The sequence below is a fragment of the Leptospira terpstrae serovar Hualin str. LT 11-33 = ATCC 700639 genome (assembly GCF_000332495.1).
GTDB lineage: Bacteria > Spirochaetota > Leptospiria > Leptospirales > Leptospiraceae > Leptospira_A > Leptospira_A terpstrae.
This window is the reverse complement of the sequence record NZ_AOGW02000002.1, coordinates 1-26004: the sequence shown is the minus strand read 5'-3', so window position 1 is coordinate 26004 and position 26004 is coordinate 1. Positions and strand designations below refer to the sequence as shown.

At 40.0% G+C, this 26004-nt stretch carries 25 protein-coding genes; 13 read left to right on the top strand and 12 right to left on the bottom strand.

Annotation, left to right across the window (positions count from 1 at the left end; translation table 11 throughout):
* Positions 1-8 precede the first annotated feature (8 nt).
* On the top strand, positions 9-929 hold the full coding sequence (locus LEP1GSC203_RS00255) for a DNA-processing protein DprA (protein WP_002971710.1): 921 nt from the start codon (positions 9-11) through the stop codon (positions 927-929).
* On the opposite strand, the gene LEP1GSC203_RS00250 is transcribed toward LEP1GSC203_RS00255, so the two are convergent.
* A complete protein-coding gene (locus tag LEP1GSC203_RS00250) occupies positions 919-1953 on the bottom strand; it encodes a sodium:calcium antiporter (RefSeq protein ID WP_002971881.1) in 1035 nt (344 codons plus the stop codon). The two genes, LEP1GSC203_RS00255 and LEP1GSC203_RS00250, sit on opposite strands and share 11 nt — an antisense overlap.
* Here LEP1GSC203_RS00250 and LEP1GSC203_RS00245 point away from each other — a divergent pair.
* Positions 1952-2593: a hypothetical protein gene (locus LEP1GSC203_RS00245; RefSeq protein WP_002971911.1), complete on the top strand. Its 642-nt coding sequence runs from the start codon at positions 1952-1954 to the stop codon at positions 2591-2593. The two genes, LEP1GSC203_RS00250 and LEP1GSC203_RS00245, sit on opposite strands and share 2 nt — an antisense overlap.
* A gap of 103 nt (positions 2594-2696) precedes the next feature.
* On the opposite strand, the gene LEP1GSC203_RS00240 is transcribed toward LEP1GSC203_RS00245, so the two are convergent.
* From LEP1GSC203_RS00240 to LEP1GSC203_RS00230, 3 genes are read right to left on the bottom strand one after another with little or no spacing between them, the layout of a single operon-like run.
* Positions 2697-4961: an Orn/Lys/Arg family decarboxylase gene (locus tag LEP1GSC203_RS00240; protein ID WP_039936856.1), complete on the bottom strand. Its 2265-nt coding sequence runs from the start codon at positions 4959-4961 to the stop codon at positions 2697-2699.
* Between the two features lie 48 nt (positions 4962-5009).
* Positions 5010-7331: a hypothetical protein gene (locus LEP1GSC203_RS00235; protein WP_002971916.1), complete on the bottom strand. Its 2322-nt coding sequence runs from the start codon at positions 7329-7331 to the stop codon at positions 5010-5012.
* On the bottom strand, positions 7328-8602 hold the full coding sequence (locus tag LEP1GSC203_RS00230) for a valine--pyruvate transaminase (RefSeq protein WP_002971827.1): 1275 nt from the start codon (positions 8600-8602) through the stop codon (positions 7328-7330). The genes LEP1GSC203_RS00235 and LEP1GSC203_RS00230 overlap by 4 nt, the downstream gene beginning before the upstream one ends.
* 133 nt (positions 8603-8735) lie before the next feature.
* Here LEP1GSC203_RS00230 and LEP1GSC203_RS00225 point away from each other — a divergent pair, with 133 nt between their 5' ends.
* Both LEP1GSC203_RS00225 and LEP1GSC203_RS00220 read left to right on the top strand, forming a co-directional pair.
* Positions 8736-9830 carry a DegT/DnrJ/EryC1/StrS family aminotransferase gene (locus LEP1GSC203_RS00225; protein ID WP_002971616.1) on the top strand — a complete coding sequence of 365 codons (1095 nt, stop codon included), beginning with the start codon at positions 8736-8738 and terminating at the stop codon, positions 9828-9830.
* A 108-nt stretch (positions 9831-9938) separates the two neighbouring features.
* Positions 9939-10982: a hypothetical protein gene (locus LEP1GSC203_RS00220; protein WP_002971722.1), complete on the top strand. Its 1044-nt coding sequence runs from the start codon at positions 9939-9941 to the stop codon at positions 10980-10982.
* 21 nt (positions 10983-11003) lie between these two features.
* On the opposite strand, the gene LEP1GSC203_RS00215 is transcribed toward LEP1GSC203_RS00220, so the two are convergent.
* Complete coding sequence (locus LEP1GSC203_RS00215) at positions 11004-11792, bottom strand: NADase-type glycan-binding domain-containing protein (protein WP_039936854.1); 789 nt, start codon at positions 11790-11792, stop codon at positions 11004-11006.
* 50 nt (positions 11793-11842) lie between these two features.
* On the opposite strand from LEP1GSC203_RS00215, the gene cutA reads away from it, so the two are divergent.
* Positions 11843-12166, top strand: a complete 324-nt coding sequence (gene cutA, locus LEP1GSC203_RS00210; RefSeq protein WP_002971908.1) for a divalent-cation tolerance protein CutA — start codon at positions 11843-11845, stop codon at positions 12164-12166.
* On the opposite strand, the gene LEP1GSC203_RS00205 is transcribed toward cutA, so the two are convergent.
* On the bottom strand, positions 12136-12873 hold the full coding sequence (locus LEP1GSC203_RS00205) for a glutathione S-transferase N-terminal domain-containing protein (protein WP_002971665.1): 738 nt from the start codon (positions 12871-12873) through the stop codon (positions 12136-12138). The genes cutA and LEP1GSC203_RS00205 overlap by 31 nt on opposite strands.
* Positions 12874-12975: 102 nt before the next feature.
* Here LEP1GSC203_RS00205 and LEP1GSC203_RS00200 point away from each other — a divergent pair, with 102 nt between their 5' ends.
* The 3 genes from LEP1GSC203_RS00200 (at position 12976) to LEP1GSC203_RS00190 (ending at position 15912) form a co-directional block, all read left to right on the top strand.
* Positions 12976-14181, top strand: a complete 1206-nt coding sequence (locus LEP1GSC203_RS00200) for a M23 family metallopeptidase (protein ID WP_002971607.1) — start codon at positions 12976-12978, stop codon at positions 14179-14181.
* Positions 14178-15377 (top strand): M23 family metallopeptidase, encoded by a 1200-nt coding sequence (locus tag LEP1GSC203_RS00195; protein ID WP_039936767.1) that lies wholly within the window; start codon positions 14178-14180, stop codon positions 15375-15377. Before LEP1GSC203_RS00200 ends, LEP1GSC203_RS00195 begins: the two co-directional genes overlap by 4 nt.
* 154 nt (positions 15378-15531) lie before the next feature.
* A complete protein-coding gene (locus tag LEP1GSC203_RS00190) occupies positions 15532-15912 on the top strand; it encodes a DUF2237 family protein (protein ID WP_002971716.1) in 381 nt (126 codons plus the stop codon).
* Here LEP1GSC203_RS00190 and LEP1GSC203_RS00185 read toward each other — a convergent pair.
* Positions 15909-17162 carry a phospholipase C/P1 nuclease family protein gene (locus LEP1GSC203_RS00185; RefSeq protein WP_002971736.1) on the bottom strand — a complete coding sequence of 418 codons (1254 nt, stop codon included), beginning with the start codon at positions 17160-17162 and terminating at the stop codon, positions 15909-15911. The genes LEP1GSC203_RS00190 and LEP1GSC203_RS00185 overlap by 4 nt on opposite strands.
* Positions 17159-18010 carry an SH3 domain-containing protein gene (locus LEP1GSC203_RS00180; protein WP_002971818.1) on the bottom strand — a complete coding sequence of 284 codons (852 nt, stop codon included), beginning with the start codon at positions 18008-18010 and terminating at the stop codon, positions 17159-17161. The genes LEP1GSC203_RS00185 and LEP1GSC203_RS00180 overlap by 4 nt, the downstream gene beginning before the upstream one ends.
* 120 nt (positions 18011-18130) lie before the next feature.
* On the opposite strand from LEP1GSC203_RS00180, the gene LEP1GSC203_RS00175 reads away from it, so the two are divergent.
* A complete protein-coding gene (locus LEP1GSC203_RS00175) occupies positions 18131-18997 on the top strand; it encodes a hypothetical protein (RefSeq protein WP_039936765.1) in 867 nt (288 codons plus the stop codon).
* A gap of 125 nt (positions 18998-19122) precedes the next feature.
* On the opposite strand, the gene LEP1GSC203_RS00170 is transcribed toward LEP1GSC203_RS00175, so the two are convergent.
* From LEP1GSC203_RS00170 to ilvC, 3 genes are all read right to left on the bottom strand, one after another.
* Entirely contained in the window at positions 19123-19779 is a 657-nt protein-coding gene (locus LEP1GSC203_RS00170; protein ID WP_002971687.1) for an HD domain-containing protein, read from the bottom strand.
* Positions 19780-20062: 283 nt separating this feature from the next.
* Positions 20063-21382 carry a thiolase family protein gene (locus tag LEP1GSC203_RS00165; RefSeq protein ID WP_002971805.1) on the bottom strand — a complete coding sequence of 440 codons (1320 nt, stop codon included), beginning with the start codon at positions 21380-21382 and terminating at the stop codon, positions 20063-20065.
* Between the two features lie 52 nt (positions 21383-21434).
* On the bottom strand, positions 21435-22436 hold the full coding sequence (gene ilvC / locus LEP1GSC203_RS00160) for a ketol-acid reductoisomerase (RefSeq protein ID WP_002971576.1): 1002 nt from the start codon (positions 22434-22436) through the stop codon (positions 21435-21437).
* A 239-nt stretch (positions 22437-22675) separates the two neighbouring features.
* On the opposite strand from ilvC, the gene LEP1GSC203_RS00155 reads away from it, so the two are divergent.
* The 3 genes from LEP1GSC203_RS00155 to LEP1GSC203_RS00145 all read left to right on the top strand — a co-directional run bounded on the left by LEP1GSC203_RS00155 (position 22676) and on the right by LEP1GSC203_RS00145 (position 24202).
* Entirely contained in the window at positions 22676-23083 is a 408-nt protein-coding gene (locus LEP1GSC203_RS00155; RefSeq protein ID WP_039936852.1) for a hypothetical protein, read from the top strand.
* Entirely contained in the window at positions 23070-23528 is a 459-nt protein-coding gene (locus LEP1GSC203_RS00150) for a hypothetical protein (RefSeq protein ID WP_039936763.1), read from the top strand. The genes LEP1GSC203_RS00155 and LEP1GSC203_RS00150 overlap by 14 nt, the downstream gene beginning before the upstream one ends.
* Positions 23529-23665: 137 nt before the next feature.
* The gene (locus LEP1GSC203_RS00145) at positions 23666-24202 is read left to right on the top strand and encodes a hypothetical protein (protein ID WP_232225674.1); all 537 of its coding nucleotides are present in this window, start codon (positions 23666-23668) and stop codon (positions 24200-24202) included.
* A gap of 22 nt (positions 24203-24224) precedes the next feature.
* Here LEP1GSC203_RS00145 and LEP1GSC203_RS00140 read toward each other — a convergent pair whose 3' ends face one another.
* Complete coding sequence (locus LEP1GSC203_RS00140) at positions 24225-25454, bottom strand: PP2C family protein-serine/threonine phosphatase (RefSeq protein WP_002971693.1); 1230 nt, start codon at positions 25452-25454, stop codon at positions 24225-24227.
* A gap of 110 nt (positions 25455-25564) precedes the next feature.
* Here LEP1GSC203_RS00140 and LEP1GSC203_RS00135 point away from each other — a divergent pair.
* On the top strand, positions 25565-26004 hold a 440-nt coding region (locus tag LEP1GSC203_RS00135; protein ID WP_002971808.1), incomplete at its 3' end, for a helix-turn-helix domain-containing protein.

The window sequence follows — 26004 nt, the reverse complement described above, 5'->3', positions numbered from 1 at the left end:
CTTAAATTGTGGTTCTTTCGATTCTTGGACATCCTCGGATCTCGTCTTTTCTTCGTAAAACAAGACTTTGGTGTAAATTCACTAACTTTGAAGATCTTTACCAAGTTCTTCCTAATTATTTTGAGGAGGACTTTTGGAACCAATGTTTAAAAGAATGTTTTCAGTGGGAAACGGATAAAAATCCACTTTGGAAACTTGTGAGTTTTTATGACTCCACATACCCCAAAAATCTAAAAGAAATTTATGACCCTCCATTGGTTTTTGCTTACATGGGAAATCTCGGCTTGTTACAATCTCCTCTGGTTGCCATTGTAGGAACAAGAAAGTCTTCTCCAGTATCCCTTACTGCGACGAAAGAACTTGTTCGATTACTATCAACAAATAAAAGTTTGGTGGTCGTGTCCGGTATGGCACTTGGAATTGATAGACAAGCCTTTCTTTCGGCTTTGGAGTTTGGAATTCCTGTCGTTGGTGTCCTTGGAACCACATTGGGAATGGAATATCCTCCCGGAAACAGAGATCTATACAAAAGGATCAAAGAAGATCCAAACCAACTCCTCCTAACGGAATTTTTGTTAAAAACAGAACCAGCCAAGTGGACATTTCCCAAACGGAACCGTGTCATCTCTGGACTTGCGGACAAAGTATACATTATGGAATCGGGACGAAAGTCGGGAACCATCTCTACAGCCTATAGTGCGATGGAACAGAACCGAGAAATTTATGTATTCGATCATCCCAAACAGTTTGATAATGAAGGAGGGAAGTTATTGATAAGGCAAGGGGCACAACGATTGTTTTGTGAAATCGAGACCACAAAAGAAGAAGGGAATGTTCTTGAGATGAGTTATGATGAATGGAGAAAAAATCGAACCATCCCTTTTGAACTTGGAAGAGATGGTGGATGGGATCTAAAGATTACCCTTTAAATACAAATCCTGCGGCAGTGGCAAGGATGTAAATGAAAAGTAAAAATACACCAAACGGTCGTTTGATTTTGTCTTTGGAGAGAACTATTCCTAAACGAAATAGAATTAGGACAATCAACATAGATGGAAAGTAGAATGTAAAAAAACTAACTGGGGCTTCGAGTCCATTTTTTGTGACAGCAGCGGCGGCACCTGATACAAAAAGAACATTCAAAATATCGGCACCGATGATGTTACCCACAGCTAGTTCCGAATGTCCTCTTCTGGATGCTTGGATGGCTGTGACAAGTTCTGGTAGGGAAGTTCCAAAAGCCACTAGTGTTGCTCCAATGATGGAATCTGGAATTGAGAGCCTAACTGCTGTTTCTTGTACAGACGGGATGAGCACTTTTGAAGATAGGATCACAAAGGTAATGGCTGCCACTAATTTTAAAAATACAATCCAAAAGGGAGCGGAATCATACTCCGTTGTATCGTCAATTCCGGCTTCCAATTCACCAGGTTTGGATCTGGACCAACGGATACTCAAATAAATGTAAACGGCAAGTAGGAGTAAAAATACAAATCCAGTTCCTTGGTCAATCCGTCCGCCCGTAGAGAAAACGGAAGTTAGGTTGGACCAGGGAAGGGCCGCAAACACTAACAAAAATCCAGAAAGGACTTGGATCCAACCTTGGCGATTCACAAGTCGTTTGTCGATATCTGGTGGAGAGATTAAGATGGCGATTCCTAAAATAAGACCGGTATCACAAATGATGGAACCAACCGCATTTCCAAGAGCAATCCCGGGATTCCCTTCGAGGGCGGAAAGCACCGATACGGAAACTTCAGGAAGGGTTGTGCCCAAACTCACGATCGTAGCCCCAATGATCATTTTGGGAACTCCCCATCGTGTGGAAAGAGAGACAGCTTCGTCTACAAGAACGTCAGCGGCTTTGCCTAAAACAAGGATGGAGCCAATGATGACGAGTAAAAGAACTGGCAAGGGAAGGGTTTGAAAAGTTGCAGTAAGAAATGCATCCATGGATAAAGGTCAGAATATGGAAAACTTCATCCGACTGCGACTCTTTCTTTATGTTGGAACTCTCGGATTTTTTTCTCCGGTACTCGGAGAACCACGATTGCCTAAAGAACCTAACCTTCCCTCCCTTCCTATGGAAGAATCCAAGGAACCACGAAATGCTCGCGGAGACAAAGATCCTTCTGAGCCTAAAGTAATCAACTTAACTCTCTGCGATGGACGGACCGTCCGCGGTGAATCATCTAGCGGCAGTCAGTCGATGGCTTTCGAACATACAAAAGATGGAATCCTTTACAAAAAAAAATTAACAGTCAGTGAACTGGACTCAGTCCGTATCGATTCTTGGGAACTCAAACAAAAACGAGAAGAAAAAAAAGGAATCACCTTTGAGGTAGTTCCCAAAAAAATTCGGATTAGGACTCGTAATGGAGAAGTGTTTTATAAAGAGACGGGTGTATCTGATCTAAAACTTCTAAACATTGAAATCAAAAACAACAACGGCGAAACGACTCTTTTCTCCTATTGGGTGGATTTAAAGTATCCTGATGGGAAATGGTATTCTGGTCTTCCGGTTCTAAAACAGGACCAAGGAACGAGAGAGGATTGTTTGAAAGATGTTGTAAAAATGATTGAGTGGGAATGATTCCATTCGAACGGATGAGAAAACAAAGGGATGGGATTCATCCCCTTTTTTTAGTCAATACGATTCTCTAAGCTTATCATCGGATGATTATAAGCTTAGATGATTATTCAGATACACAGTCTATGAAGTAAGTGACATGTCCCGATTCTGATTTTTCTTCTACAAGTCCATGGATGTCCGTTTCAAAACCTGGAAACTTTGCATTAAACTCGCGAGCAAACTGTAAATACCGAATGATCGTCATGTTGAATTTTTCTCCTGGGATGAGGAGTGGAATTCCTGGAGGATATGGTGTCAACAACACAGAAGTAATCCTACCTTCCAATTCATCAATGGGAACTCGTTCAATGTCACGGTGAGCCATTTTTGCAAATGCTTCTGAAGGTTTCATCGCAGGAATCATCGGGCTTAAATACATCTCCGTTGTTAGGTGGGAAATATTGTTTGCTCTATAAACTTCATGCATTGACTGGCATAGGTCTCGTAGACCAATCCGATCATACTTTGGATGGGCAGTTGCAAATTTTGGCATCACACGCCAGAGTGGTTGGTTCGAATCATAATCATCTTTGAACTGCTGTAATTCGGTCACCATTGTGTTCCATCGTCCTTTCGTAATTCCAATGGTAAACATGATAAAGAAACTATAGAGACCGGTCTTTTCTACAATGATCCCGTGTTCTGCTAAGTATTTGGTGAGGATGAGGGCTGGGATTCCCCAATCAGCAAATTCACCTTCCACGCTCATTCCAGGAGTGATGACTGTTGCTTTGATTGGATCCAACATATTGAATCCTTCAGCAATGTCCCCAAACCCATGCCAACGGTCATTGGCTTTGAGGATCCATTCATCTCGTTCTCCTGCCCCTTCATCGGCAAGAGCTTCTGGACCCCAAACACTAAACCACCAATCTTCTTCTAACTCCAATCCGACTTTGCGCATAGCACGACGGAAATCGAGTGCTTCCTCAATGGACTCTTCCACAAGGGCATTTCCACCGGGAGACTCCATCATGGCCGCAGCCACATCGCACGATGCAATGATGGCATACTGTGGACTTGTACTTGTGTGCATCAAAAATGCTTCATTAAAAAGATTTCTATCTAAAGTTTCTTTTTCACTGTTTTGCACCAGGATCTGACTTGCTTGTGAAAGACCGGCAAGAAGTTTGTGAGTGGACTGCGTGGCAAAAATCATACTTTCTTTAGGTCGAGGTCTGTCCGATCCAATGGCATGCATTCCTGTATAGAATCTGTGAAAGGATGCGTGAGGAAGCCATGCTTCATCAAAGTGGAGGGTTGAGATTTTACCATCTAACTCTGATTTGATGTCTTCGACATTATAGAGAATTCCATCATAAGTACTTTGTGTGATGGTAAGGATTCTCGGATTTCCTTTGACATGTTTTGCAAACGGATGTTCTGCGATCTTTTTCTGAATATTTTCCCAAGTAAATTCCGATTTAGGAATTGGCCCAATGATTCCAAAATGGTTTCTTGTAGGCATAAGGAACACTGGGATGGCACCTGTCATAGTGATTGCATGTAAAATACTTTTGTGACAGTTACGATCTACAATTACAACATCACCCGGTGCTACTGTACTATGCCAAACAATTTTGTTGGAAGTCGAAGTTCCATTGGTAACAAAATACAAACTATCACATTGAAAAATTCGCGCTGCGTTTCTTTCGCTGGCAGAAATAGGACCTGTGTGGTCGAGGAGCTGGCCAAGTTCATCCACCGCATTACAAACGTCAGCTCGAAGCATATTCTCACCAAAAAATTGGTGGAACATTTGGCCTACAGGACTTTTCAAAAAGGCAACTCCGCCCGAATGCCCTGGGCAATGCCAACTATAACTTCCGTCATGTGCGTATTGAGTTAAGGCACGAAAGAAGGGAGGTGGTAAACTATCTAAGTAGGATTTTACTTCCCTATGAATGGCCCTTGCCATAAACTCAGGTGTGTCTTCAAACATATGGATGAAGCCGTGTAATTCTTTTAAAATACTATTGGGTATGTGGCGACTAGTTCTTGTCTCACCATAGAGGAACAGTGGTATGTCGGCGTTTCTATGTCTAACTTGGGTAACAAAATCTTTTAGTTGGCGTAAAGCATCGGGAACTTCACCTTCTGTTTCCGGGGTGAATTCTTCATCGTCAATGGAAAGGATGAATCCACAAGCCCGGCTTTGTTGTTGTACAAAACTGGTTAAATCTCCGTAGCTGGTGACTCCCAGCACTTCAATCCCTTCTCCTTCTAAGGCCTTTGCAATAGCTCGAATGCCAAGACCACTGGCATTTTCGGAACGAAAATCTTCATCGATGATGATGATAGGAAATTGTACGATACCGTTTTGATACATCAACTCCATAGGAGGTGCGACCCCCTCAGAATCAAATGATTTTAGTATCTAAACTCGTTTTTTCGGAAGGTATTTATAATACTCCATCTCTACCGTGTTGATGAGGTAAGTGTAGTATTTTACTAATTTTTTATCGAACTTCTTTTTGTTCATTTCCTCTCGGTAGTGGTCCGCAAGTTGGCCACGAAAGAGTGCAGACTTCATATCGTTGCGGTTGATGAGAATGGTGTTCGGAAGGTCTCTGATGGCGACATCGTCAGGAATGAGGATGGTAGAAACGGATTGTAAGACAGCATATTCGACAGTAGAAGCAACTTTATCATCATCCTTTTCTTTGCCGAGAGTCATATTGTTTCTTTTGATATTGTCCAAGTTTTCGTAGATACGAGACCGCAACGACTTAGGATCCAATACTTTGTCAGTGATTTTGTTGAATCGTTTGGGAAATACGAAGTTATCTGCGGCTTTATAGATATGAGAAAGTTTCTCTTCTTTTTTACTCGTTTCCGCGTCATCTTCATAGGAAGAAGAGGAGGAACTGGAATTGTAAGTTGGTTTTCCCCAGTCACCGATTCCCGAAAACTTTCCAGAGTTTTTGATATCATCTCGGATTTCCTCTGTGGATTTTTCGCGGAAGTAGATGGCCGCCATAAATCCAAGTACCACAGAAAAAGGTACTCCAAAAAATATCGGCATCGCAGAACGGAGATAATATGCAGCAGTGATAAATATGAGAGTGCTTACTACAAAGGTCAAAATACCCGGAACAGCATTGAAGCGGGAACGAATTTCATTGGAACGTTCTTTTTCCAATTCTTCCACTTCCATGTTTTTTACATCGGCATTGAGTTTGGAAATTAGCTCTGGTTTTAGTTTGTTGTTAAGTTCCGGATGTTTGGGATTGGAAAGTTTATGATTAATGATTTTAGCATAACCTAATTGTTTTTTATATTCAGGGTTGGTTCTCCCCTCAAACGCAAGTTTGTGGATGACCGCTGCCATATAACCATGATCGACTACATAATAAATAGATTTTCCATCTGGTTGTTTTTCTTCGTAATAAGAATGGTCTGAAAACACATCATCTTTCAATCGTTTGATGTATTCGTTTGCTTTTTCTTCCGATGTGATACCGGCTTTGGCCACTTCTTCTTCAAAGTCGATGCGGAGGAGTGTATTATGATTTTTTGTATGTTCAGGAATTCGACTGATTACCGCATTCTTAACAGTTCCATAAATACTATCATCCTTCCGTGTTAAAACAGATCCTTTTTCTTCTGAAAGTCTTTTTAGTATTTTTACACTGAGTTCAATGGTCTCTTTGACAGATAAAGCTCTGTTCCCTTTTTCCACAGGGTAAGGAAAATTTTCAATGATGGATAAAAACTTTTTCACTTCTTCTTCTGGATTCATTTTGGATTCTAAAGAAGGAAACTTTGGTGTAGAAATATAATCACTAAAAGAAGAAAGAAAAGATACATATTTTGCATCTTTGGCAAGTTTTGTGAGTTGTTCTTTTGTGAAATGTTCCAACCCATTCATATGTGCAAGGATTTGGTTCACAACTTCTGGCAAACGTTTGAAACTTCCATCGGGTAGAATGTTTAATTCATCAATGACGATGTGATAATCAGTGAGAACTGAAAGTGCTAAGTTTTGTTCTCTCGCAAAGTCCGTGAAGTCTTGGAGAAAGTCTGGCATTGGAATGTATGGTAAATTCCCAAATCCTTTTCGCACTAGGGAAGAGATTTCTGCTTCCAAGGAACCGAGTTTAGGATACAACCAAGTGTTTCCTTCTTTGTTTTTCTGCAAGAGGAGTGATCCTGGATTGTCTTCGTCCCAGTTCCTTCCTTTTTTGGCGCGGTTCTCTAAAAGGACTTTGATAAGATCTTGTGAAAATCGAAAACACGCCTGTCTGTAAGGTTGGGTGTCCGTTTTATTTTCGTTCTGCGGTGCTATGAGGGCAATTTTAGAAGAGATTTTACTGCCAGTACGAATTAGGTAAGGGTAGGCATATGCAGCTCTGTTTTGGCCTCTATGGTCAATGTCTAAAATCTGACGGAGTGCATGGTGGATGGAATTTTCGGAACGGCCTTGGGCTCCGAGGTTCGTATATTTTCCCAGTGCTTCAGGAAGTTTATCCACTGTCATCAAGTAGGATGCGTGTTTTTCTTTACTGCCGTGTTTTTCTACACGTTTGTGCCAGTCTTTCAGTTCATCTAAAATACAACGGGCAGTGGGGGTAAGACTTCCCACGGAATCTGATAAAAAAATGTAAGATTGTGCAGATGGTCTATCGGATGAACTTTCCTCTTTGGATGAGGGGTTCTCTACGACTGTGTCTGATAGATCAATGCTGTCTTCACTCATTTGGATTTCGCCTGGTGAGAGGCCACTATCTCTGCCAAGATATAGGCTCCCCTGGCTAATTCTTCTTCCTTACGGCAATATGTCAAACGTATGCAATCTTGGGTGTGGGAAAAATCTGAGTTTAATCCCGGAAAGAAATAATGTCCTGATACGATAAAGAGCCGTTTATCTTTACAAAGGTGGTAAAGTTTATGATTGGATACAGATAGATTTGGAAAACGAATCCAAAGAAAAAATCCACCCAAAGGATCATGGATTTCATATTCCACTCCCTGTTTTTGAAATTCCGATTCCAAGATAGAAATGGCAACTTCTCTTTTTTGATCATAAAACGGACGTAAGATGTTTTTTGCAAGAACGGGAAGAATGTCCTTACGAAAGAGTAGATCCATCATATACACACCAAGGTTTCCCACAGCTAAATTACCAACGGCAGCATAAGAAGAAAGGGTTTCGATAGTGTCTGGATTGGATATGATGATCCCCAAACGAACCCCAGGAAGTCCAATTTTAGAAAAACTTAAGGAAAGAGTTCTTCCCTCCTTGTAGGCGACAGGTTCTTCCTCTCCAATTAAATTGGGAAATGGATTTCCATAGGCTAAATCTATGAGAAGGGGAATTGTTTTTTTTTCTGTTCTTTCTTCTATCCAGTGGATGTCTTTTAGAGACAAAATATTTCCCGTGGGATTTGTTGGACGCGATAGAGCCACACAACCTACATTCGACAGATCAAATTCCGTTTGGTTGAGTCCATAGCGAAATCTATGACTTCCTGTGGGAATCACTTCCGGTTTGGTTGCTACAAATGCGTCTTTTTCTATGGACTGGTCCGCATAACCAATGTATTCTGGGACAATAGGAAGAAGGATTTTTTTAAAACTTCCATCAGTCATTTTACCGGAATGAACGTTGAGTAAGTAAGAATAAGCATTTTGACTGCCATTAAAAAAAGCGATATTGTGTTTTGTGAGTTTTGCACCCAAATATGGTGATAAATATTCGGCAGCAAGGGACCGAAACCTGTCATTGCCAATTGGCGCTTGGTAATCACCAAGAAGTGCCGTGAGGTTTTTGTCTTTTGCTAGGGTAAGAAAGGTTTCCGCAAAAATTTCTTCGGCTTCTGCAATATGGGCAGGATTTCCTCCCCCGAGTAAGATTTCATCCGGATGACCAGTGACTTGGCCCAGGTCTTCCATTAGGGATCGAATTCCCTGGTTTTGGCGGAGGCGAGTAGCCCAAAGAGAAGAAAAAGAATCCGTCATGGGGGTCATATTCACCAAACTTTCCTCATCCAGAACCCTTTTTCCAAGGGAATTCTAAAATTATGTTCGCATTTCGAAAAATGAAGTGACATAATTCGGAAACAAGGTATTTAAGTGACATAATATAGAGGAGTGCTGTTGGATGAGCACCGAAACAATACAAAGACCTATTCGAAAAGAAAAAGACATCGAATTTTTTAAACCAACCCTTTCTAGGGAAGACCTGAAAGGTGTTTTGGAATGCCTCGTGGACGAACACCTTTCTACTGGCGAAATCGTAGAAAGATTTGAAAAAACGTTCTGTCACACTTTTAAAATCAAACATGCCATCTCCTCCAATTCTCTTACTTCCGCATATCACTTGGCATTACTTGCATTAGGTGTGAAAGCGGGGGACTCCGTTCTTCTTTCTAGTTATGCTCCTATTTCTGCATTGGATGCCATTTTTCTTTTGCAAGCAAAACCAGTGCTTGTGGATTTAAAACGAAACTCTTTTCATCCATGCCCAGAAGAATTCCTTCGTAAAAAAAATGAATCGGGCGCTCGTTTTGCACTTTTTGATCATGGATTTGGATCACTCATTCGTTTGAGCGATTATTCTATCGAAGGATTGGAAGTTTTAGAAGATTTTACTGAAGCCATTGGTGCTACTTCCGAAACCATCACAGTGGGAAAACAATCCAAAATCGCCATTTGTGGACTCAGTGCGGAAAACATCATTACCACTGGGAATGGTGCTATGATCATCACTTCCGAAAGTTCTCTTGCCACGGCAGTCAAATCATACAAATCGGGTCCTTCCGCAAAACGTAACTTTGGTGAACCAAAGTATGATTACAATTTGGTAGATTACCAAGCAGCCCTTGGGATAGAACAACTTTCCAAACTAGGTGTGATCTTAGAGCGAAAGAAAAAAATTGCTTCTGCTTATTTACAAGCGGTGCAAAACTCAAGATTGGAAACTTACTTTCAAAATCCAACAGAAGATACTTTCCAAAGATTTCCAATTGTTGTTTCGGGACAAAACTATGAAGAGATCCAACGTTATTTTAAATCCATCCATATTGGAACCCAAAGAACTGTAGACGAACCTCTTCATCGAGTACTAGAAGTAAATCCTTTAGAATTTCCAAATGCAGAACGTCTCTACCAAAGAGGACATTGTATTCCTATTTATCCTAACCTAACCAAAGATAACGTACAGCGGATTGCCACTGCCATCCGACGCATCTATTGATTGGCACAGATTCTCTATTATCTAGACTCACTTTTTGAGTATAGATTACCTCAGACACCGCTGAACTTAGATACCTCCCTCAAACGGAGGAATCGTTGTTTAGAGAAGATGTTCTTTCCTATTTCGCGCGCGGAAGACTTTGTGCTCGTGGATGAATTGCCAAGTGAGGAACTCTTTTCCCATTGGAAAGAAGTGGGCCTTAATCCTGGCACACCAGTCCAAGACGGAGCTCTACTGGGAGATGTAACTTTCGTGGAATGGGGAAATCGAAACGAATGGTATGAAGGTAGACTTGTCGAAGATCCCATCCGCATAGAAACCTCTCGTTATCTCAATTCCAAAATCACTCAACTAGATTTTCGTAAAAACCATTCCCCTTTACCAGCAAAGGTAATCACTTCCGAAGAACATTTGTTTGCTGAACTAGAAGAGGCAAAACTTCCGATTGTACTCAAAAGTGAATTTGGTTTAGCAGGTAGAAATCATATAATCTTCAAATCGGCTTCTGATTCCTGGAAGATGTCGCAAGTTAACAAAAGACTTTTTGGTTTTCCCATCCTTGCTGAGTTTTGGGTAGGAGACGATCGGTTCTTTGATTTTTCTACTCTTTGGGACGTAAGGGATGGAGAATTTTATTATCTCACAGCGACTGCAATGCTCATTGATAAGGAAGGAGTGTTTCGAGGGATTCGGATTGGAGGCTCAGAACTTCCTTATTCCGCTTCCTTTCTGCCTCCAGTGATGGATTTGGTTCGTGATGTCAAAGGCCTTGTCCCCAAAGAATATTCAGGCCCTTGTGCCATTGACGGATTTTTGTTTCGCGAAGAGGGAAAGGTCCAAATCCAACCGGTATCTGAGTTTAACTTTCGTTATTCGATTGGTCGTATACTTTGGGAAGTTCGTAAAAAAAGAAATCCAATCAAAGAAGTGGTGAGTGGGATTTTGATTTTGCCATATCCCAAACAAGGTTCTTTAGAGGAATGGTCGACTCTCAAGCGACTAGAAAAGGAATTAGGAATCACAATGATTCTCTTAACGCCTGTTAGAGACCTGAGTGGGAAACCATACCAAAACACAGTATTGTATTTTGAAACCACGGAAGAAAAAGAACCTTCCGTGGTGGAATCCATTTGGCAATCCTGGATGGATTAAAGTCTGGATTAAAACCTAACTTTAAACTCCGTCCCGATTGGAGATAAATTCATGTTTTCCATTGATCTCAAGAGTAGGATCGGATGGATTTCCTCTACGTTTGATTTCCAAAATATCGGTATTGGTAAGGGGAAGGGTAGCTTCTAAACTTACGATGACTCTGTCTCCTTTTTCTGTCCAAGTACATAACATCTTAGCAGTTTCGTAACCCATCTCACAAGTTCCGTCATTATGAAGTTGGATCCTTGCAATATTGGATTTTGTTTTCCATTTTCCAATCGCCCAAGTATTTTTAGGAGGAATGAGTGCGGATCCTGCTTGTTCTGAATTGAATACCACTTCTGCGATAGCTGTATTTTCTGTATTAGTACCTTTATATACTTCTTGAATCGTAAGTGATATTTCTTTGGCCCTAAGTTCGGATTTGAATTCTATCATTTGGAGTGACAAACTATCTTTTAGCGAAACGATTTCTTCAATTCCCTCTTCTGTCGAAATTTTTAGTTTTTTGATTCGATTGTTTGCGGCCCAAAGTTTCGGATCGCCAAATCCATTGTAGATGGAAAGGGAACGAAAGTTGATAGGTGACTTGTATTTGATTTGTAAGGACTCACCAATCCCTTCGCCTTCCACACCTTCTACCCAACTAGTTTTGAGTTTTCCGTCCATTGCAAGGATGGGCGTGTATTTTTTTGACTTAGGTAACAATTGACTGGAGGAAGTGATACTCGGAGGATTGAGTGGTTCTGCAAAGATCGGTAGGCAGAGTGCTGCGATGAATAGGGATGTTTTGGAAAAAGAAAACTGCATAAGTAAAATCATAAGTATCTAAAATTTTGAGCAAGTAGGAAATAAATTAAATGAAAGAACCATGGGAAATCGGCACAGTCTATGTCACTTTTACCTCAGACGATGAGGCCAAAAAAATCGCAAAAATTGTAATTACAGAACAGTTGGCTGCCTGTGCCAACATTGTCAAAGGAATGGATTCCCTTTACCTATGGAAAGATGTTTTGGAAGAGTCAACGGAAGTTGTTTGTTTATTCAAAACAACAAGAGGAAAGTCGGAACTTCTTATGCAGAGAATCAAAGAATTACATTCTTATGAAATTCCCTGCATCGTTTTATTGCCTATTGTTTCAGGAAATTCTGATTATTTGGATTGGGTTCGGAATTCTTTATAAAATTCTCCGATTCTATCGAATAACAATTCCAATCCTAACTCTTTACGCCAGGTAAGAAAGGATTCAGGCATTTGTACTGAGGAAAACCAAGGATAGGCGGGCGATTCTTTTGGTTCTGCAAGCATTCCCATAAGACTTGCCACAGTCAAATCCACTCGTCCAAAGGAATTCCCATTAAAAAATTTACGGCTATTGTAAATTTCCTTTAATTCTTTGGAACATTCATCTAATGATTGTTTTACGACTTCTAGATTTTTGGGAGTGATTTTGTATCTTCTTTTGAGAGATAAGGCAATCAAATCAAAATGTTCTGGAGGTCCTACCGTATCACTAAGGGAAATTGGTTTTAATAAAAACAATTTCCCTACGATATCTGGATAATCTAGGATAAAGTGATATAAAAGAGTTTGTAGACTTTTTCCAATTTGGCTATCTACTTTCTCTTCCATTTGTTTTTCTTCCGGAGATGCTTTGTGACCAAATGCTTTTTCTTCGACTAAATCTAGAATATGCCCTGAACCTTGGACGACTTCTGTCTCTGTCTCTAAAACTGGTACATATAAATCATTTACTAGTGGTTTTAATATTTGGATATGTTGTCCGGGAACCATTGGGTTAAGTTGGTAGGGATAGTTTGCAAGATCGAGTGCCCATCTAGCTTTTTCAGAAAAATGTGAGATGGGGAATGTGTATAAGGTTGAACTCATGTGTCGAAGTTTATGGATCAGAAATCATTAGGCAATCAAGTTTTTATGATGGAAAATGGATTGTCTTTTAAGTGTTCTTATCGTTAAGATGATTCCTGTTTTATGAGATTTGGTTTTTTCATCCTATTTTTAGTTTGTCCTTTTGGATTTTTAATTGCCAAAGAACATTCCGAATTTTGTTCCATGGACAGACTCTGTGTCATTTATGTTCAGGACAAAACAGGAGTCGATATTTACTTTCAGAATAAAATTGCTATCGATGAAACCTACACAACAGTCTCAGTCAATGCAACTTCCAAGAATATGAAAAGCAGTGTAAAACTTCCTTTGGTTACTGTGATAAAAGGCCCCAAACGTAAAAAAATGTTTCGTTTGAATGTAATCAAACCGAAAAAACGATGGGTCTACCAAATCAAATACAAATGGATCCTTGGTAATCATTCTGTATCACATGATCCTAAAGTTGTTTATGAATTGCCCTTTGAAAAAGATAAAAAAGTCCGTATTTATCAAGGTTATAAAGGAGTCAAAAGCCATCAAGGTGACAATCGTTATTCGATCGATTTTGGATTGAAAGAAGGGGATTTGGTAACAGCTTCTAGAGATGGTATTGTAATAGATACAGAACAAAAAAATAATGAGGGTGGATTTGAAATGAAGTACATTCACTCGGCAAATTATGTAAAAATACTTCATGATGACGGAACCATTGGACAATATGCTCACCTCCGTTATATGGGTGTTCTTGTCAAACGTGGCCAAAGGGTAACCGCTGGAACTCCCGTAGGTTATGCCGGAAGCACTGGATTTAGTGATGGTCCTCATTTGCATTTTGAAGTGTACAAACCCACATCTTACTTACGAAAAAAAACAATACCTACTATGTTTCGGACGGAATCCTCTGATGCGGAGATCATTGCCGAAGGACAACTGCACTGGCGCCGGGAGGCAAACGAACCTGCGGTGAAATTGGTATCCGACGTAGAAGAAATCCAAATTTGTGAATCGGTTCAAAATTTGGAAAGATTGGGTTGTAATGTGACTTCTTTTCCAAGCAGTTCCCCACTTTACTTTTATATTCCTCTTTTGAAACCATCTCGATATAAGATACAAATTTCAGTTCGTAAAAATGGAACCTCTATTATGAAATTGTATAATTGGGAGACAAATCCAGAGTGGTGGGATACTTATTTGGATGTTCCTTTTGAGGATTCTTTGGAATCTCCCGAGGGTGATTGGACTGCAACCGTCTCTATTGATGGAGTGGTCCAAAAAGAACTTCAATTTCAATTAACGAGTACCAAGTGATTAGGTTTTTATTTATTATATTGTTTTTTGGTTTTTCCTTTGGATTGTCTGCGGAAACAAATGTTACTGAAGAATGCAACCAAGAATGGATTTGTCTCATCCAAACTAAGGATGAGGATGGAATTGAGTTATCTATCCGTAACCACAACCCAAATCCTAAAATTACAAATTCAGTTTTACTCAATGCCACTCTTGTTAATTTTAAGACTGATTTAGTATTCCCTTACTTTGTGGTTGTGAAGGGACCGGCTCCTGTTTTTATTACAAAATTTCTTTTGGAAGACAAATCCAAAAATGCATTTCATTCTTTTTCCTTTCGTGTTCGGCCAGGAGATTGGGATAGCATTCATGATGATTCAGTCAGTTACCTCTTACCATTCGGTCCAGAAATTCGAGCTAAGGTTGTACAAGGTTATAATGGATCTGTGACCCATTTTGGTAACTTTGCCTATTCTATTGATTTTGGAATTCCAGTTGGCACTCCCGTACATGCAGCAAGAAAAGGTTATGTAATGGCAACTGAGGCTCGTTATTCGGAAGGTGGATTCCGAAGGGATCTATTATCAAAGGCAAATTTTATCATTATCCAACATGAAGATGGAACCTTGGGAAATTATGCTCACCTAATGAAAAATGGTGTTGTTGTAAAACTAGGGGATGTGGTAGAAGCCGGTCAATTGATCGGATACTCGGGTAATACTGGTTATACGCAAGGTCCGCATTTGCATTTTGAAGTACACAAACCAAATCGTCAATTAGAAGTAACAACAATTCCTACTGTCTTTCGAACTCAATATTCAGAGAGAGACACTCTAAATGAATATTATTTGTATTGGCATCCGCGTTCTGGAATCGACTCAAAGACAGATATACTAGTAGAAGACATTCAAATTTGTAAGTTAACTGCGAAACGAGAAAAGGTACAATGCGGAGAAAACTCTTTCCAATTGGGAGAAAACTTTTTGGTTTCTTTAGAATTTGCGCGGCCTGGAAACCAACGAATTGAGGTGGATATATCCATTGATGGAAAGGGTTTTGAGCCTATGAAACTGGATTGGATTGCTCAAAAGAATTTGGCCTTTGAGGGTAGATACCTTTCGATTGCAAACAATCCCAAATTTGTTGGTCGTTGGAAGGTCCGAGTGCGGGTCAATGGAGAGGAAAAAAAGATTCTTTTTTTTGATGTAAAAGCATAATCGTTTGACAAGTAAATGTATGTATAGTAGATTGGCTATGGGCTTTCCAAGACCTTTTGGTCGTTCTACTGGGGGTGCAAACCCCCATCTTTTTTCGCAGTTAATTACAGAAACATCTTCCCAATTTTGATTGCCTGTCTAGTTTGAGATTCCTATGGAAATGGATGAATCTCTGAATGTACTCGGCGGACCTTTGGCACCCTGCTCCACTCATCCTCTGACTGGTTTTTTTCGGGATGGATGTTGTAATACATCCGATGATGACGTTGGTTCTCATACGGTCTGTGTTCTGGCTACTGAGGAATTTTTAGAATCCCAAAAACAAAGTGGCAATGACCTAATCACACCTTGGCCACAATACGCCTTTCCTGGTGTGAAACCAGGAGAACGTTGGTGTCTTTGTGCCTCTAGGTGGTTAGAAGCCTACCGCAATGGAGTTCCTCCAAAGGTTTTTTTAGAATCTACCCACAAACGTGCGTTAGAAATTATTCCTTTAGAGTTACTCGAAAGATTTGCGGCTGACGATTTCGATTAGTTAGTTTTTAGTGCATCCAAATAAGCTCTTGTATGTTTGGATGTGTTGTGTAGTAGGGATCCAAGAATATTATGAATTGGATGGTTTGGTTCATATAAGGTTTCATATTTGGGAATCTCTAAATGTTCCAGTTGTTCATCCATAGGTTCGCCGGCATTATAAGCTTCTTTACAAACATTTTCTCGCAAAACATCCATCCCCTGCCATTCGATCCGATCATTTGGTGAAAATCCAGTGATGGAACTTGCTACGGGATGGTTCCAATTTTTTGTTTCAATTAAGTTTCGAATCAAATAGTATTGGTATTCCTCGATTAACGTATGCCTTCCTGACACAAACCGAATCATATTCTCTTTTGGCGATTGGTAACCTACAAAGGATACAAGTTGTACGCCAATTTGTTTTGCTGCACTGACTCTTGGTAATACAGACGAGTGGTACGGTTGAGTGAGGTCTTGGATGTAATGCAAGGCCCAACCGGCAAACCGATATCCCCAATAAGGATGGCCTGTTCGGAAAGCTAAATTTGAAAGCTCTGTAAACTGGTGGATTCGGTATTCTGGGTAGGTTTTTTTTAAGAATCCTGCAAGGGCGAAGATGATACCAGGTTCATAATAAAAACCCATGTGGAAAGGTGCTTGTGAAGAAAATTCTACTGCAGGATTTCCAAATGGTTGGTTTCCAAATCCATAAATTTTTCCCACTTCACTTCCACTATCTTCAAATAAATACAAATCTAAATCATAATCAGGTTCATCTGTTGCCGATATCAAAACTTCATCTGCACCGATCATTTGCCCTTCTTGTAAGGATAAAAAGGTTTCATTTACCAATTTTCCTTTTTCATTGAGAGTCGTGAGTTGGTTCAAAGGAAGTTTGGTTCCATTTCTTTTGGGAACTGACTGGATGTACAAGGCTGCTTTATGGTTTGGATTGACCCGAAGTGCTTTATAAAAACTGACTACAAGGTCTGCCTCTTTTGTGGTGTTAGAAAACTTCAAACTTTCACTAGTTGGTGTTAGGTGGGGGAGACGTTTCAGAGCCCATTCCTCAGAAATAGTCAAACTGTCTTGGATGGATGATTTTTCTTTTGCCAAAAAGGTTTTTAAAGATTCTACTTTGACTTTCGGAGAGTCTTTGCTCTTCCAATGATCCTTTAAAATTAGATAGGTAATACCGGCATGGTTGTTCCAAGCAAATAGAGGAAGTGTAAAAGTTAAAATGACTATGGTTGTGATGAACTGTTTCATTGATTTAATTGGTTTTCCTTTTTTTGGAACTTGGTTCCATTCCATTTGTATTCAGATTTGTAGTATTCGTGAGAACTTGAGTCTTCAATGTCGAAACTATGGGTTAGTTCCTGGATTGTATTTGGTTTTCCTTTGGTAATTTTTCTTTTGGTTTTTGTATCTTCTGGTAAGGTTTCATTGGGAAACACTAACCAAGACTCAGCGCAAGAGGGAGGATCACAAGATCCAGGGTTCCATGAAAAATGTGAAACTAGTTTTGTATCAGGTGAAATAGTAATCAATTGTTCGTTTGTATATCCATACTCAATTTCTGAAAAAACAAGATAAGTTAATCCAAAAAGAAATTTGGGGTTGGGTGAAAATTGTGAAGCAGGGTAGATTTTATGATTCCAACTTTCATTGCTAACAGGACCTACTTCCCATTTTGATTGGGAGAGAAGTTTGTCACCTTGGATCAGTTTTAATTCAATTTTACTTTGTTTGACACCCAAATTTCTGCATAAGATCGCATATCCTTCCAAAGGGAAGGAATAGTCAGCAATTAGTCCTCCCCAGATGTATCCGGATTCATTCTCTGATTGAACCTGATACCAATATTCTTTCACTGAATCTTGTTCCAAAATTTGGTTCGTTTTTGTAAGAATGGTGACTGATGTTCCTATTGAGAGTTTCTTTTTGACTTTAGATTTTATATTATCCGTCTCTCGTAAATTGACATTGTCACCAAAGATGCGATAGGTGGAGCCAACTATTTTTTCATGAATATAATCGTCCCAATGATTTTCTGCGAAGATGGGAAAAACAAAGATGAAAAGTAGAATGTAGAGTAAAGTTTTGTAACCCGACATAGTGCAAAAAATAGGGAACGTACTGTCGTGAGTCGATCTCTTTTCCAAAGGAATGGTATTTTTCTCTGAATGATAGGTCGACAATAGTAGAGTAGGCTTTTTCCTCTTAAAGGTTGTTGGATGATATTCGCACAAGTAATGAAACCGTATTCGATGGAACAAATACGAACGTTAGAAGAGAAAATGAATGCTTATGAAACATGGGTGTTTGTGCTCATCCTATTAGTTGCCGTACTTATCCTAGTTTCTGTCATGCAAAGACTGACGATTGCTAAATTAAAATCGTTAGAAGCATTCAAATCAAAATCGTTTTCCAAAGTGACAACATCTGCATCGAATCAAAACCAATCAAGTTTAGCCGAAGTTCCTATAGCTGACATCCATACCATTACACAAACTCCGATCCATTCGGCAATGACCATTCACGGTAAGGACCTTCCAGATCCAGGATTAGTATTTAAATACATGATTCCGCTCACGGTAGGTAAAGTCATTACGATTGGGCAAAGAGAAGGAAGTGTTGTCACCAGATCCACTGAGGTATTAGATCACCATCTAACGATTGATATAAGTGCGTTGGATACATCCAATTTAGAAATCCTCTCCTATGACTTAGAATTTAGAAGAGAAGGAAAAGTTTTAATACAACTTCCTGGTGTAAGGGACTTTCGAGAAATGGGTGTGAAAGAAAAAATTCATATTTCAAAGTCATCGCATTTTGATGAAGGCCCTCATTTTGAATCTTTAGATTCTAATCATCCATTACGATTTCGTATTGGACGTCGACTGAATGCAGATGGGAAGTTTAAAGTAGGATACTTTGAGTTTCATTTGTTTACCAAAGATGTATTTGAAAAAACGGCTAACGGGAACAAACGAATTGAAAAACATTTTTATTTGAAGTTGTTTAAGATTTTTCCTGGATATGATACGGCGGGTCAGACGAAAGAAGGCCTTGTTCCGATGCTTGCGAGGTTTGGGGGGTAGGTAGGGGTGTGAATCTTGTATCCCCGCCCTGAATAGGGTGGGGAACTAGACCCGCCACCCAATGCACACCATTTACCACAACCTCATCCGATTTCAAACCTATTAACCAAAACTCAAAATTCTTTTTAAATAAGTTCACCTTTTAGAAAGCTATGGATCTCTAATTTCACATTGTGGCGGCTTCTCATTTCATATCGATCAAAGAAGATATCCGTATGAAAGAGTCGAATGTTTTCTATAAAATGATGCAGGACTTGGACACGTCCAGTTTGATAGTCTGCATCCGAAAATATCGAATACTCCTTGCGAATGTTATTTGCATATTCGTAGTATTTTGTTTCTTCACTTCCAAGAATCGATATATCGATATCTAAAAAATAAGATGTATCTGGATGGCACCTGTCACCTAATCTATGTGATTTGGTCGCCAAAATATGTTCCATACAAGTTTTGATCCGTTCGTTTTCGATTTTTAATACGGATAATCTTTCTTTGGCAATATTTGCACTTTCATCTTCGTTCGTTTTGGAGGTGACATCATATATTAAATCATGATAATATAACGCAAAAAGTGTGATCTCAGGATCTTTTAGCTCCTTAGATACCAAATCATATTCCCCTAACATTTGATAAAGATGGTTTAGGTTGTGGTAAGTGCGTTGGGGTTCTGAATACCTGGTTTCAATTTCTTCCCAGAGAGAATTTGCGAAGTAAGAATTTGTGTCAATGAAGTTGGCGATTAAGGATTCAAACCTGCTTTTGCATTCTTCTTGAATTTTCATGGTTTAAAACCTGTTTGGGAAAGGTATTGTGGATTGTGAATCTTGTATCCCCGCCCTGAATAGGGTGGGGAACTAGACCCGCCACCCAATACGCTCTCTTTACCACTACTTCTTTCTTTTTACAAGTCCCTTTCGCAAAACCCGATTTTCTTTTCAAAAGAGTTCATCTTTTGGTTTTCTTTCTCTCTCAATCGTAAGTCCCGATCCCAAAAAAAAAAGCCAAGGTTTCCCTTGGCTTTTTCCTTCAATCTTTCGACCGAACGCGAACGAATTTTAAATTCGATTACGCTCTTTCTACGATCATTGATCCTGCGATCCCACCGTGTGCACATGCAGTCACGAGCACTTTTTTCACGTCTTTGTTTTCATCAAAGTCCATGATTGCGTTGTGAAGGAGTCTCACACCGGTAGCACCAAACGGGTGTCCAATGGAAATAGATCCACCATTCGGGTTGATTTTTTTCTCATCAAATTTCTTTTCCCAGTCAAGACCAGTTCTAGTTTTGATTTCTTCAAGAGCTGCAACAGCTGTGGCAGCAAATGCTTCGTGAATTTCGATGATGTCGATGTTTTCGATTTTATCACCAGTTTCTCCGAGAAGTGCAACTGTTGCTTCTGCTTGGCCAAGACCCATAAGGTTTGGATCCACACCGCGCATGTTAAAACCGTTTACATAAGCTTTTGCTACTAAACCTAATTTTTTCGCTGCATCTTCAGAAGCTACAATGATACCAGCCGCTCCATCAGAACGTGGACTTGCATTGAAGATAGAAAGAGTAGGTCCGTGTGATTTCTTTAAGTATTTGCTGTATTTATCTTTGAATTGGTCAAATTTCATTTGAGGGTTGTCAAAGAGTAACATCGCGCGACCCATACGAGTAGGGTTTTTTACAAGACCTTCACGAAGAAGAACTGCTTCGTCAGCTTGCAACATGTTTCCTTCATCGTCTTTCACTTCCATAATGTATGGTTTGTAACGACCTTCTTGCGTAGCATCAAAGGCACGTTTGAAAGATTCGTAAGCTACTTTGTCTTGAGTTTCGCGTGGAAGTGCATAGTTTTGTGCGAGGATTTCTGCTGTTACTTGCATACCAAAAGAAGTTTCGCCGTCACCAAGTCCGTCTTCCAATGTATCACGAAGTTCCACACCTTCAGGAAGGTCGTTTGGAAGAAGTTTTACAAGTGAATCTAAGCTGTTTGTTTTTTTGTTAAGGCGTGCGTTTTTTACTACGAATGGCATAGAAGTTTGCGATTCTTCCCCAATCACGAGAAATACTTTTCCTTCACCTAACATAATTCGGCGAGTTGCTTCTGCAACTGCTTCCAAACCGGATACACAGTTGTTCGCAACAGTAAGACAAGGAATTTCCATGGGAAGTCCAAGTAAGTTTGCAATCACACGTGCAGAGTTCGGTGCGTTAGAAAAACCTTCTCCAACGATCACACCATCAATATCAGTAGGTTTCAAACCACTGCGTTTCATTACTTCTTCACCTACGATTTTTCCTAGGTGGTGGCCTGAGTACTGTGAGAGCGCCTTGCCAATTTGAGCAAAAGGAGTTCGTGCAGGTGCTGCGAGTACTATCTTTTGTGTTACTTTCATATAAAATCCCTTCTTCCTTTCTTTAGACTAAAACTTTTAGTTACCTTTAAAATTACTTCGCAAGCCACTTCATCATAGAACGTAGTTTTCTACCTACATCCTCGATGGGGTGGGCTGCATTTTTTTCTTTGAGTTTTTTGTATTCAGGGTATCCAGCTTTTGTATCAGCCATCCAACGTTTAGCGAACGCTGCCCCTTTATCTTTTTGGATATCAGTGAGAACATCCTTCATACGAGCCTTTACTCCTGCATCAATGATTCGTGGTCCGCTGATATAATCTCCATACTCTGCAGTATCAGAAATGGAATAACGCATACGAGCAAGTCCACCTTCGTAAATCAAATCAGTAATGAGTTTTACTTCATGCAAACATTCAAAATAAGCAATCTCTGGATCGTATCCAGCTTCTGTTAAAGTTTCAAATCCACTCATAATGAGGTTGGCAACACCACCACAAAGAACCGCTTGTTCTCCGAAGAGGTCAGTTTCTGTTTCTTCACGGAAAGATGTTTCTAAAATTCCAGCTCTTCCTCCACCCACTCCACTTGCGTGAGCAAGGGCACGAGCTTTTGCTTGGCCAGTCGCATCTTGGTAGATCGCGATAAGGCAAGGAACTCCACCACCTTCCGTATAAACACGGCGAACCAAATGTCCTGGACCTTTGGGAGCTACCATATATACGTCTACGTTTTTTGGAGGAGTGATGAGATCATAATGGATGTTAAATCCATGAGAGAAAACAAGGGCCTTTCCTTCACTAAGGTTCGGTTCAATGTCCGCCTTATACATGTCAGCTTGGATAGTATCAGGTGCAAGGATCTGAATGATGTCTGCTTTTTTTGCGGCTTCCGCAACACTGAAAACTTCAAAACCAGCTTCTTTTGCTTCTTTTACTGATTTGGATCCGTCGCGAAGTCCAATGATGACTTTCAAACCAGAATCTTTCATGTTTTGAGCTTGGGCGTGACCTTGGCTTCCGTAGCCAATCACTGCAATGGTTTTACCTTTAAGGAGATTTAGATCGCAACTGTCGTCGTAATAGATATTTGCCATGGATGGGCACACTTCCTGCGGAAAATTTAACTTATTTTTCCATCATTTTTAACTATAAGGAGGGAAACAAGAACGAATTAGGGCGCCTTTCCTTGCTTGCTCCGGACTTCGCGTTCGCTTCGGTCCTTCGGACGGCTAACGCCTCCTCCGCATCAAGGGCGCATAGCGACATAATATTTTTTTCCTTTGGAAAGATATTTGGTTCGAACAAAAAACATCGGCATAGGTGTTACCCGCAAATGCGGAAACCCTCCATTGGAGAATGGGTTCCTGGCTCCTATAATGGAGGCATGATGAACAGAATCAATTTTGAATCCGTTGAAAAGCTAAACCGACAAAGGCTTGTTAGGTTTGTTTGTTCTTTATTTTTGGTGAGTGGTCTTGCCGTTTTCGCAGGTGGCTGTGTCGAAACTAGTGATTCCGGTGAGTATTTAGCTCGCGGTGGTCATGAAGGACGAGGAAGGGACTTTCACCATTCTCCTAACCACAATGGAGGAGGTAATTACCACCACCCGAGGAATGGCAATTCTCATCCAGGAGGAGGTCCCAGTTTTCACTCTCCCCACCAAGGCGGCGGTCATAATTCACAACATGGTCCATCCGATCGAAACCATAACATAGGCCGTCCGAGCAATGGGAGGGGATAAACTTGGACAATGGATTCTCTCCACTTTTCTTTTGGTAGGATGTGCGAGCCTCTTGCCACCGGAGCGGCGAGTGTATCCGAAAAATCCTGTGACTCTTCCTGAAGGGATGGACATCCATAAGTGGATGGAAACTAAAAAGCAACAATTCCCAAATCGACTGCGAAGTTATTCTCCCTATTCGAATGCATATAAGATTTTGTTTTATCGAAAGGTATATACTCCCATCGGGTCATTTATCTCTTGTGGTGCCTACTTTCGCCAAATAAACCAAAATGCAATAGAAATCATAGAAATGGTTTCGAATGTCAACTATGCGGATTATGAAAAATCGATCATTCCAAGAGGTGGGGACTTAGGTCCCATGAATGAAAAGGAAATGAAAGAGATACTACTTCCTTGTATGGAAGAATTTTTAGAACCAGCCCAAGGTAAAATTCATCTGTGAAGTATATCTATTTTTGTTTTATCATTTTTTATTCTCACTGTTCTTTTGCCAATTTAGATCGTAGACTTAAAAAATTTCCCAAAGATTCGAAGAAAGGGAAAATCAGCGATACCGTAACTATTCTGAATCAAAATAGAATGTATTTTCGACCAAGTAACCTAGGTTTAGTGGAATCTCACCCTCTATTAGGAGATTCTCCCGCAAAATACTTTGCAAAAAAACAAGAAGAGATTGGTAAGAATCGTTATCAATGGAAAGAAATTTCCATACACAATATCGATGATAAAGAATTCCAACTGACAAATATTAAAACTGATTTTGTATTCTTTGTTTCGGCAGGACGACCCAGAAGTAATTGGGACCAAGGTAATATCACACAATTATTGCAAATGATTACTTTCTGTATCATTCCTTGCAAACAAAACATAACGTTGGATGTTACGGTGAAATTATACCATAAAAATAGTTTGGTATCTGAAAAAGTAAGTCATCATTCCGGAACTCGTTATTTGAGTCCCTGGTATCTTCCCTTTCCTTTTTTATTCCAAATGCGAGATTATGGAAATTTATTCAACGAACCAAGCGTATATACTACAATGTATTTATATGGATTTCAAGAAGCAATTGATGAGATTTATTTGGAATTACCCAAACAAACTTTGGAGACAGAGTGAGATTTTGAATTTGTTTCTTTTGTCAAACACCCGTATAACGAATGAGACCAAAGGTCAAATCATCCTGGATGGCAGCAATTCCTCCTGATAGTTGGATGACAGATTGAAAGACTTGGTCACGAATTTCTTTTAAAGGAAGGTTTCTCATGTCCCGAATTAAATGCAAAAGCCGTTCTTCTCCAAACATTTGAAAAGATTCGGGAGCCCTCGCTTCGGTTAACCCATCGGTTAACATCACAATCAAATCGCCTGTTTCCAATTGGAATTTTTCTTCTTCTGCAAGGATGGGAAAAATCGGTGTGATGATCCTTCCCATAGGTTTTAAACTGACAAGGGCACCTGACTTGCGTATGATAAAGAGTGGGAAATGTCCAGCCCTTGCAAAAGTAAGTGCTCCCGTATCAGTATGCAGAAGGAGTAAACTGGCAGTCACAAAATGTTCGCGAAGGTTCGGAATGATTTGGTTCCGAATGGATTCTAAATTTTCTTTTAAGTCGGAAGGGTCTTCTTTCCATTTGTCAAGGGAGGTTTTGACCAGGGCACTGAGAAGGGCCGCGGGAATTCCATGACCTGAAACATCACAAATAAAGACACCTAACTCGAGTTTTTCGGGTTTCCAAACTATGTCATACAAATCACCACCTACTTTCATCATAGGTATGTTTTTAAATAGAATTTCTACACCTTCGGGAGAAACTTCCTTTTGAGGAAAAAGAGACTCTTGGATTCGTTTGGCCATATCCAATTGTTTTTCGATTTCCGCTCTTTGTTCTTCGATGACTGCAGTTCTTTCCAAAACCTTTTGTTCTAATTCTTCATTGGCTTTTTCTTTGAGTTCATTTAAGAACTGTAAGGATTTTAAAGAGGCAAGTTGTGCTCTTTCTCTTTCTCTAGTCGCAGTCACTAAAAAGTAAGCAATTCCACTGATACAAAATAAAAAGGCATCTAAGAAGATAAGAGAATCATTGATAGAAAGTCCACTCGCATCACGTCTTGCAAAAACACCTTTTCCTTCAATGGTCAGCGTAACAGCGGTAAAGGCGAGGACTACTGTGGCCAGAGTGGCACCAAATTGTCGAAATCGAATGCTTGTGACAATCACAAAGGGAATGGGTAAAAAAAGTAAGGGCCACTCGTCGCTAAATGCAATGGATCCCGAAATATAGACTAATATGATCCAAACTAGAAGTTCAAATTGTTTATGAAGTTCTAACCTTAGTTTTGCTTTGGGATGGAACCAAACATAAAGCAACGGTGGGTCTGTACTAGTTTCATCCCTTACAAATTGATCTCACAACATCCTTTACAAACAAGAATTTAATTCTTCGATTCAGAACACGATGTACACACCAGGAGTGTGTCATGGCTTGGAAGGAGACAAACGTGTTTGAAGAAAGAATGAAATTTGTTGTCGCTTGGAAACGTGGTGGGTGGTCTCTCACTGACCTTTGTCATGAATTCAATATCAGTAGAGTGACGGGGTATAAATATTTAAAGCAATACAAACTATATGGGATCGATGGGTTAAAAGACAAAAGCCGAAGACCGAAATACCATCCACACCAAACTCGAAAGAAAATCATTGAACTAATTTTACAAGAGAGAAAAGACCATCCCAGGTGGGGAGCAAGAAAACTCCTAGCATCACTCTCAGCTCGGTTTCATATGATTAGAAAATGGCCACATCCAAGTACTGTAGGTCGTATTCTCAAACAAAACAACCTTATCAAACCTCCCAAAAGAAGGATCCGTAAACAATCCATCGAACAACCATTCTCGCATGCACTCGGACCCAATGATAT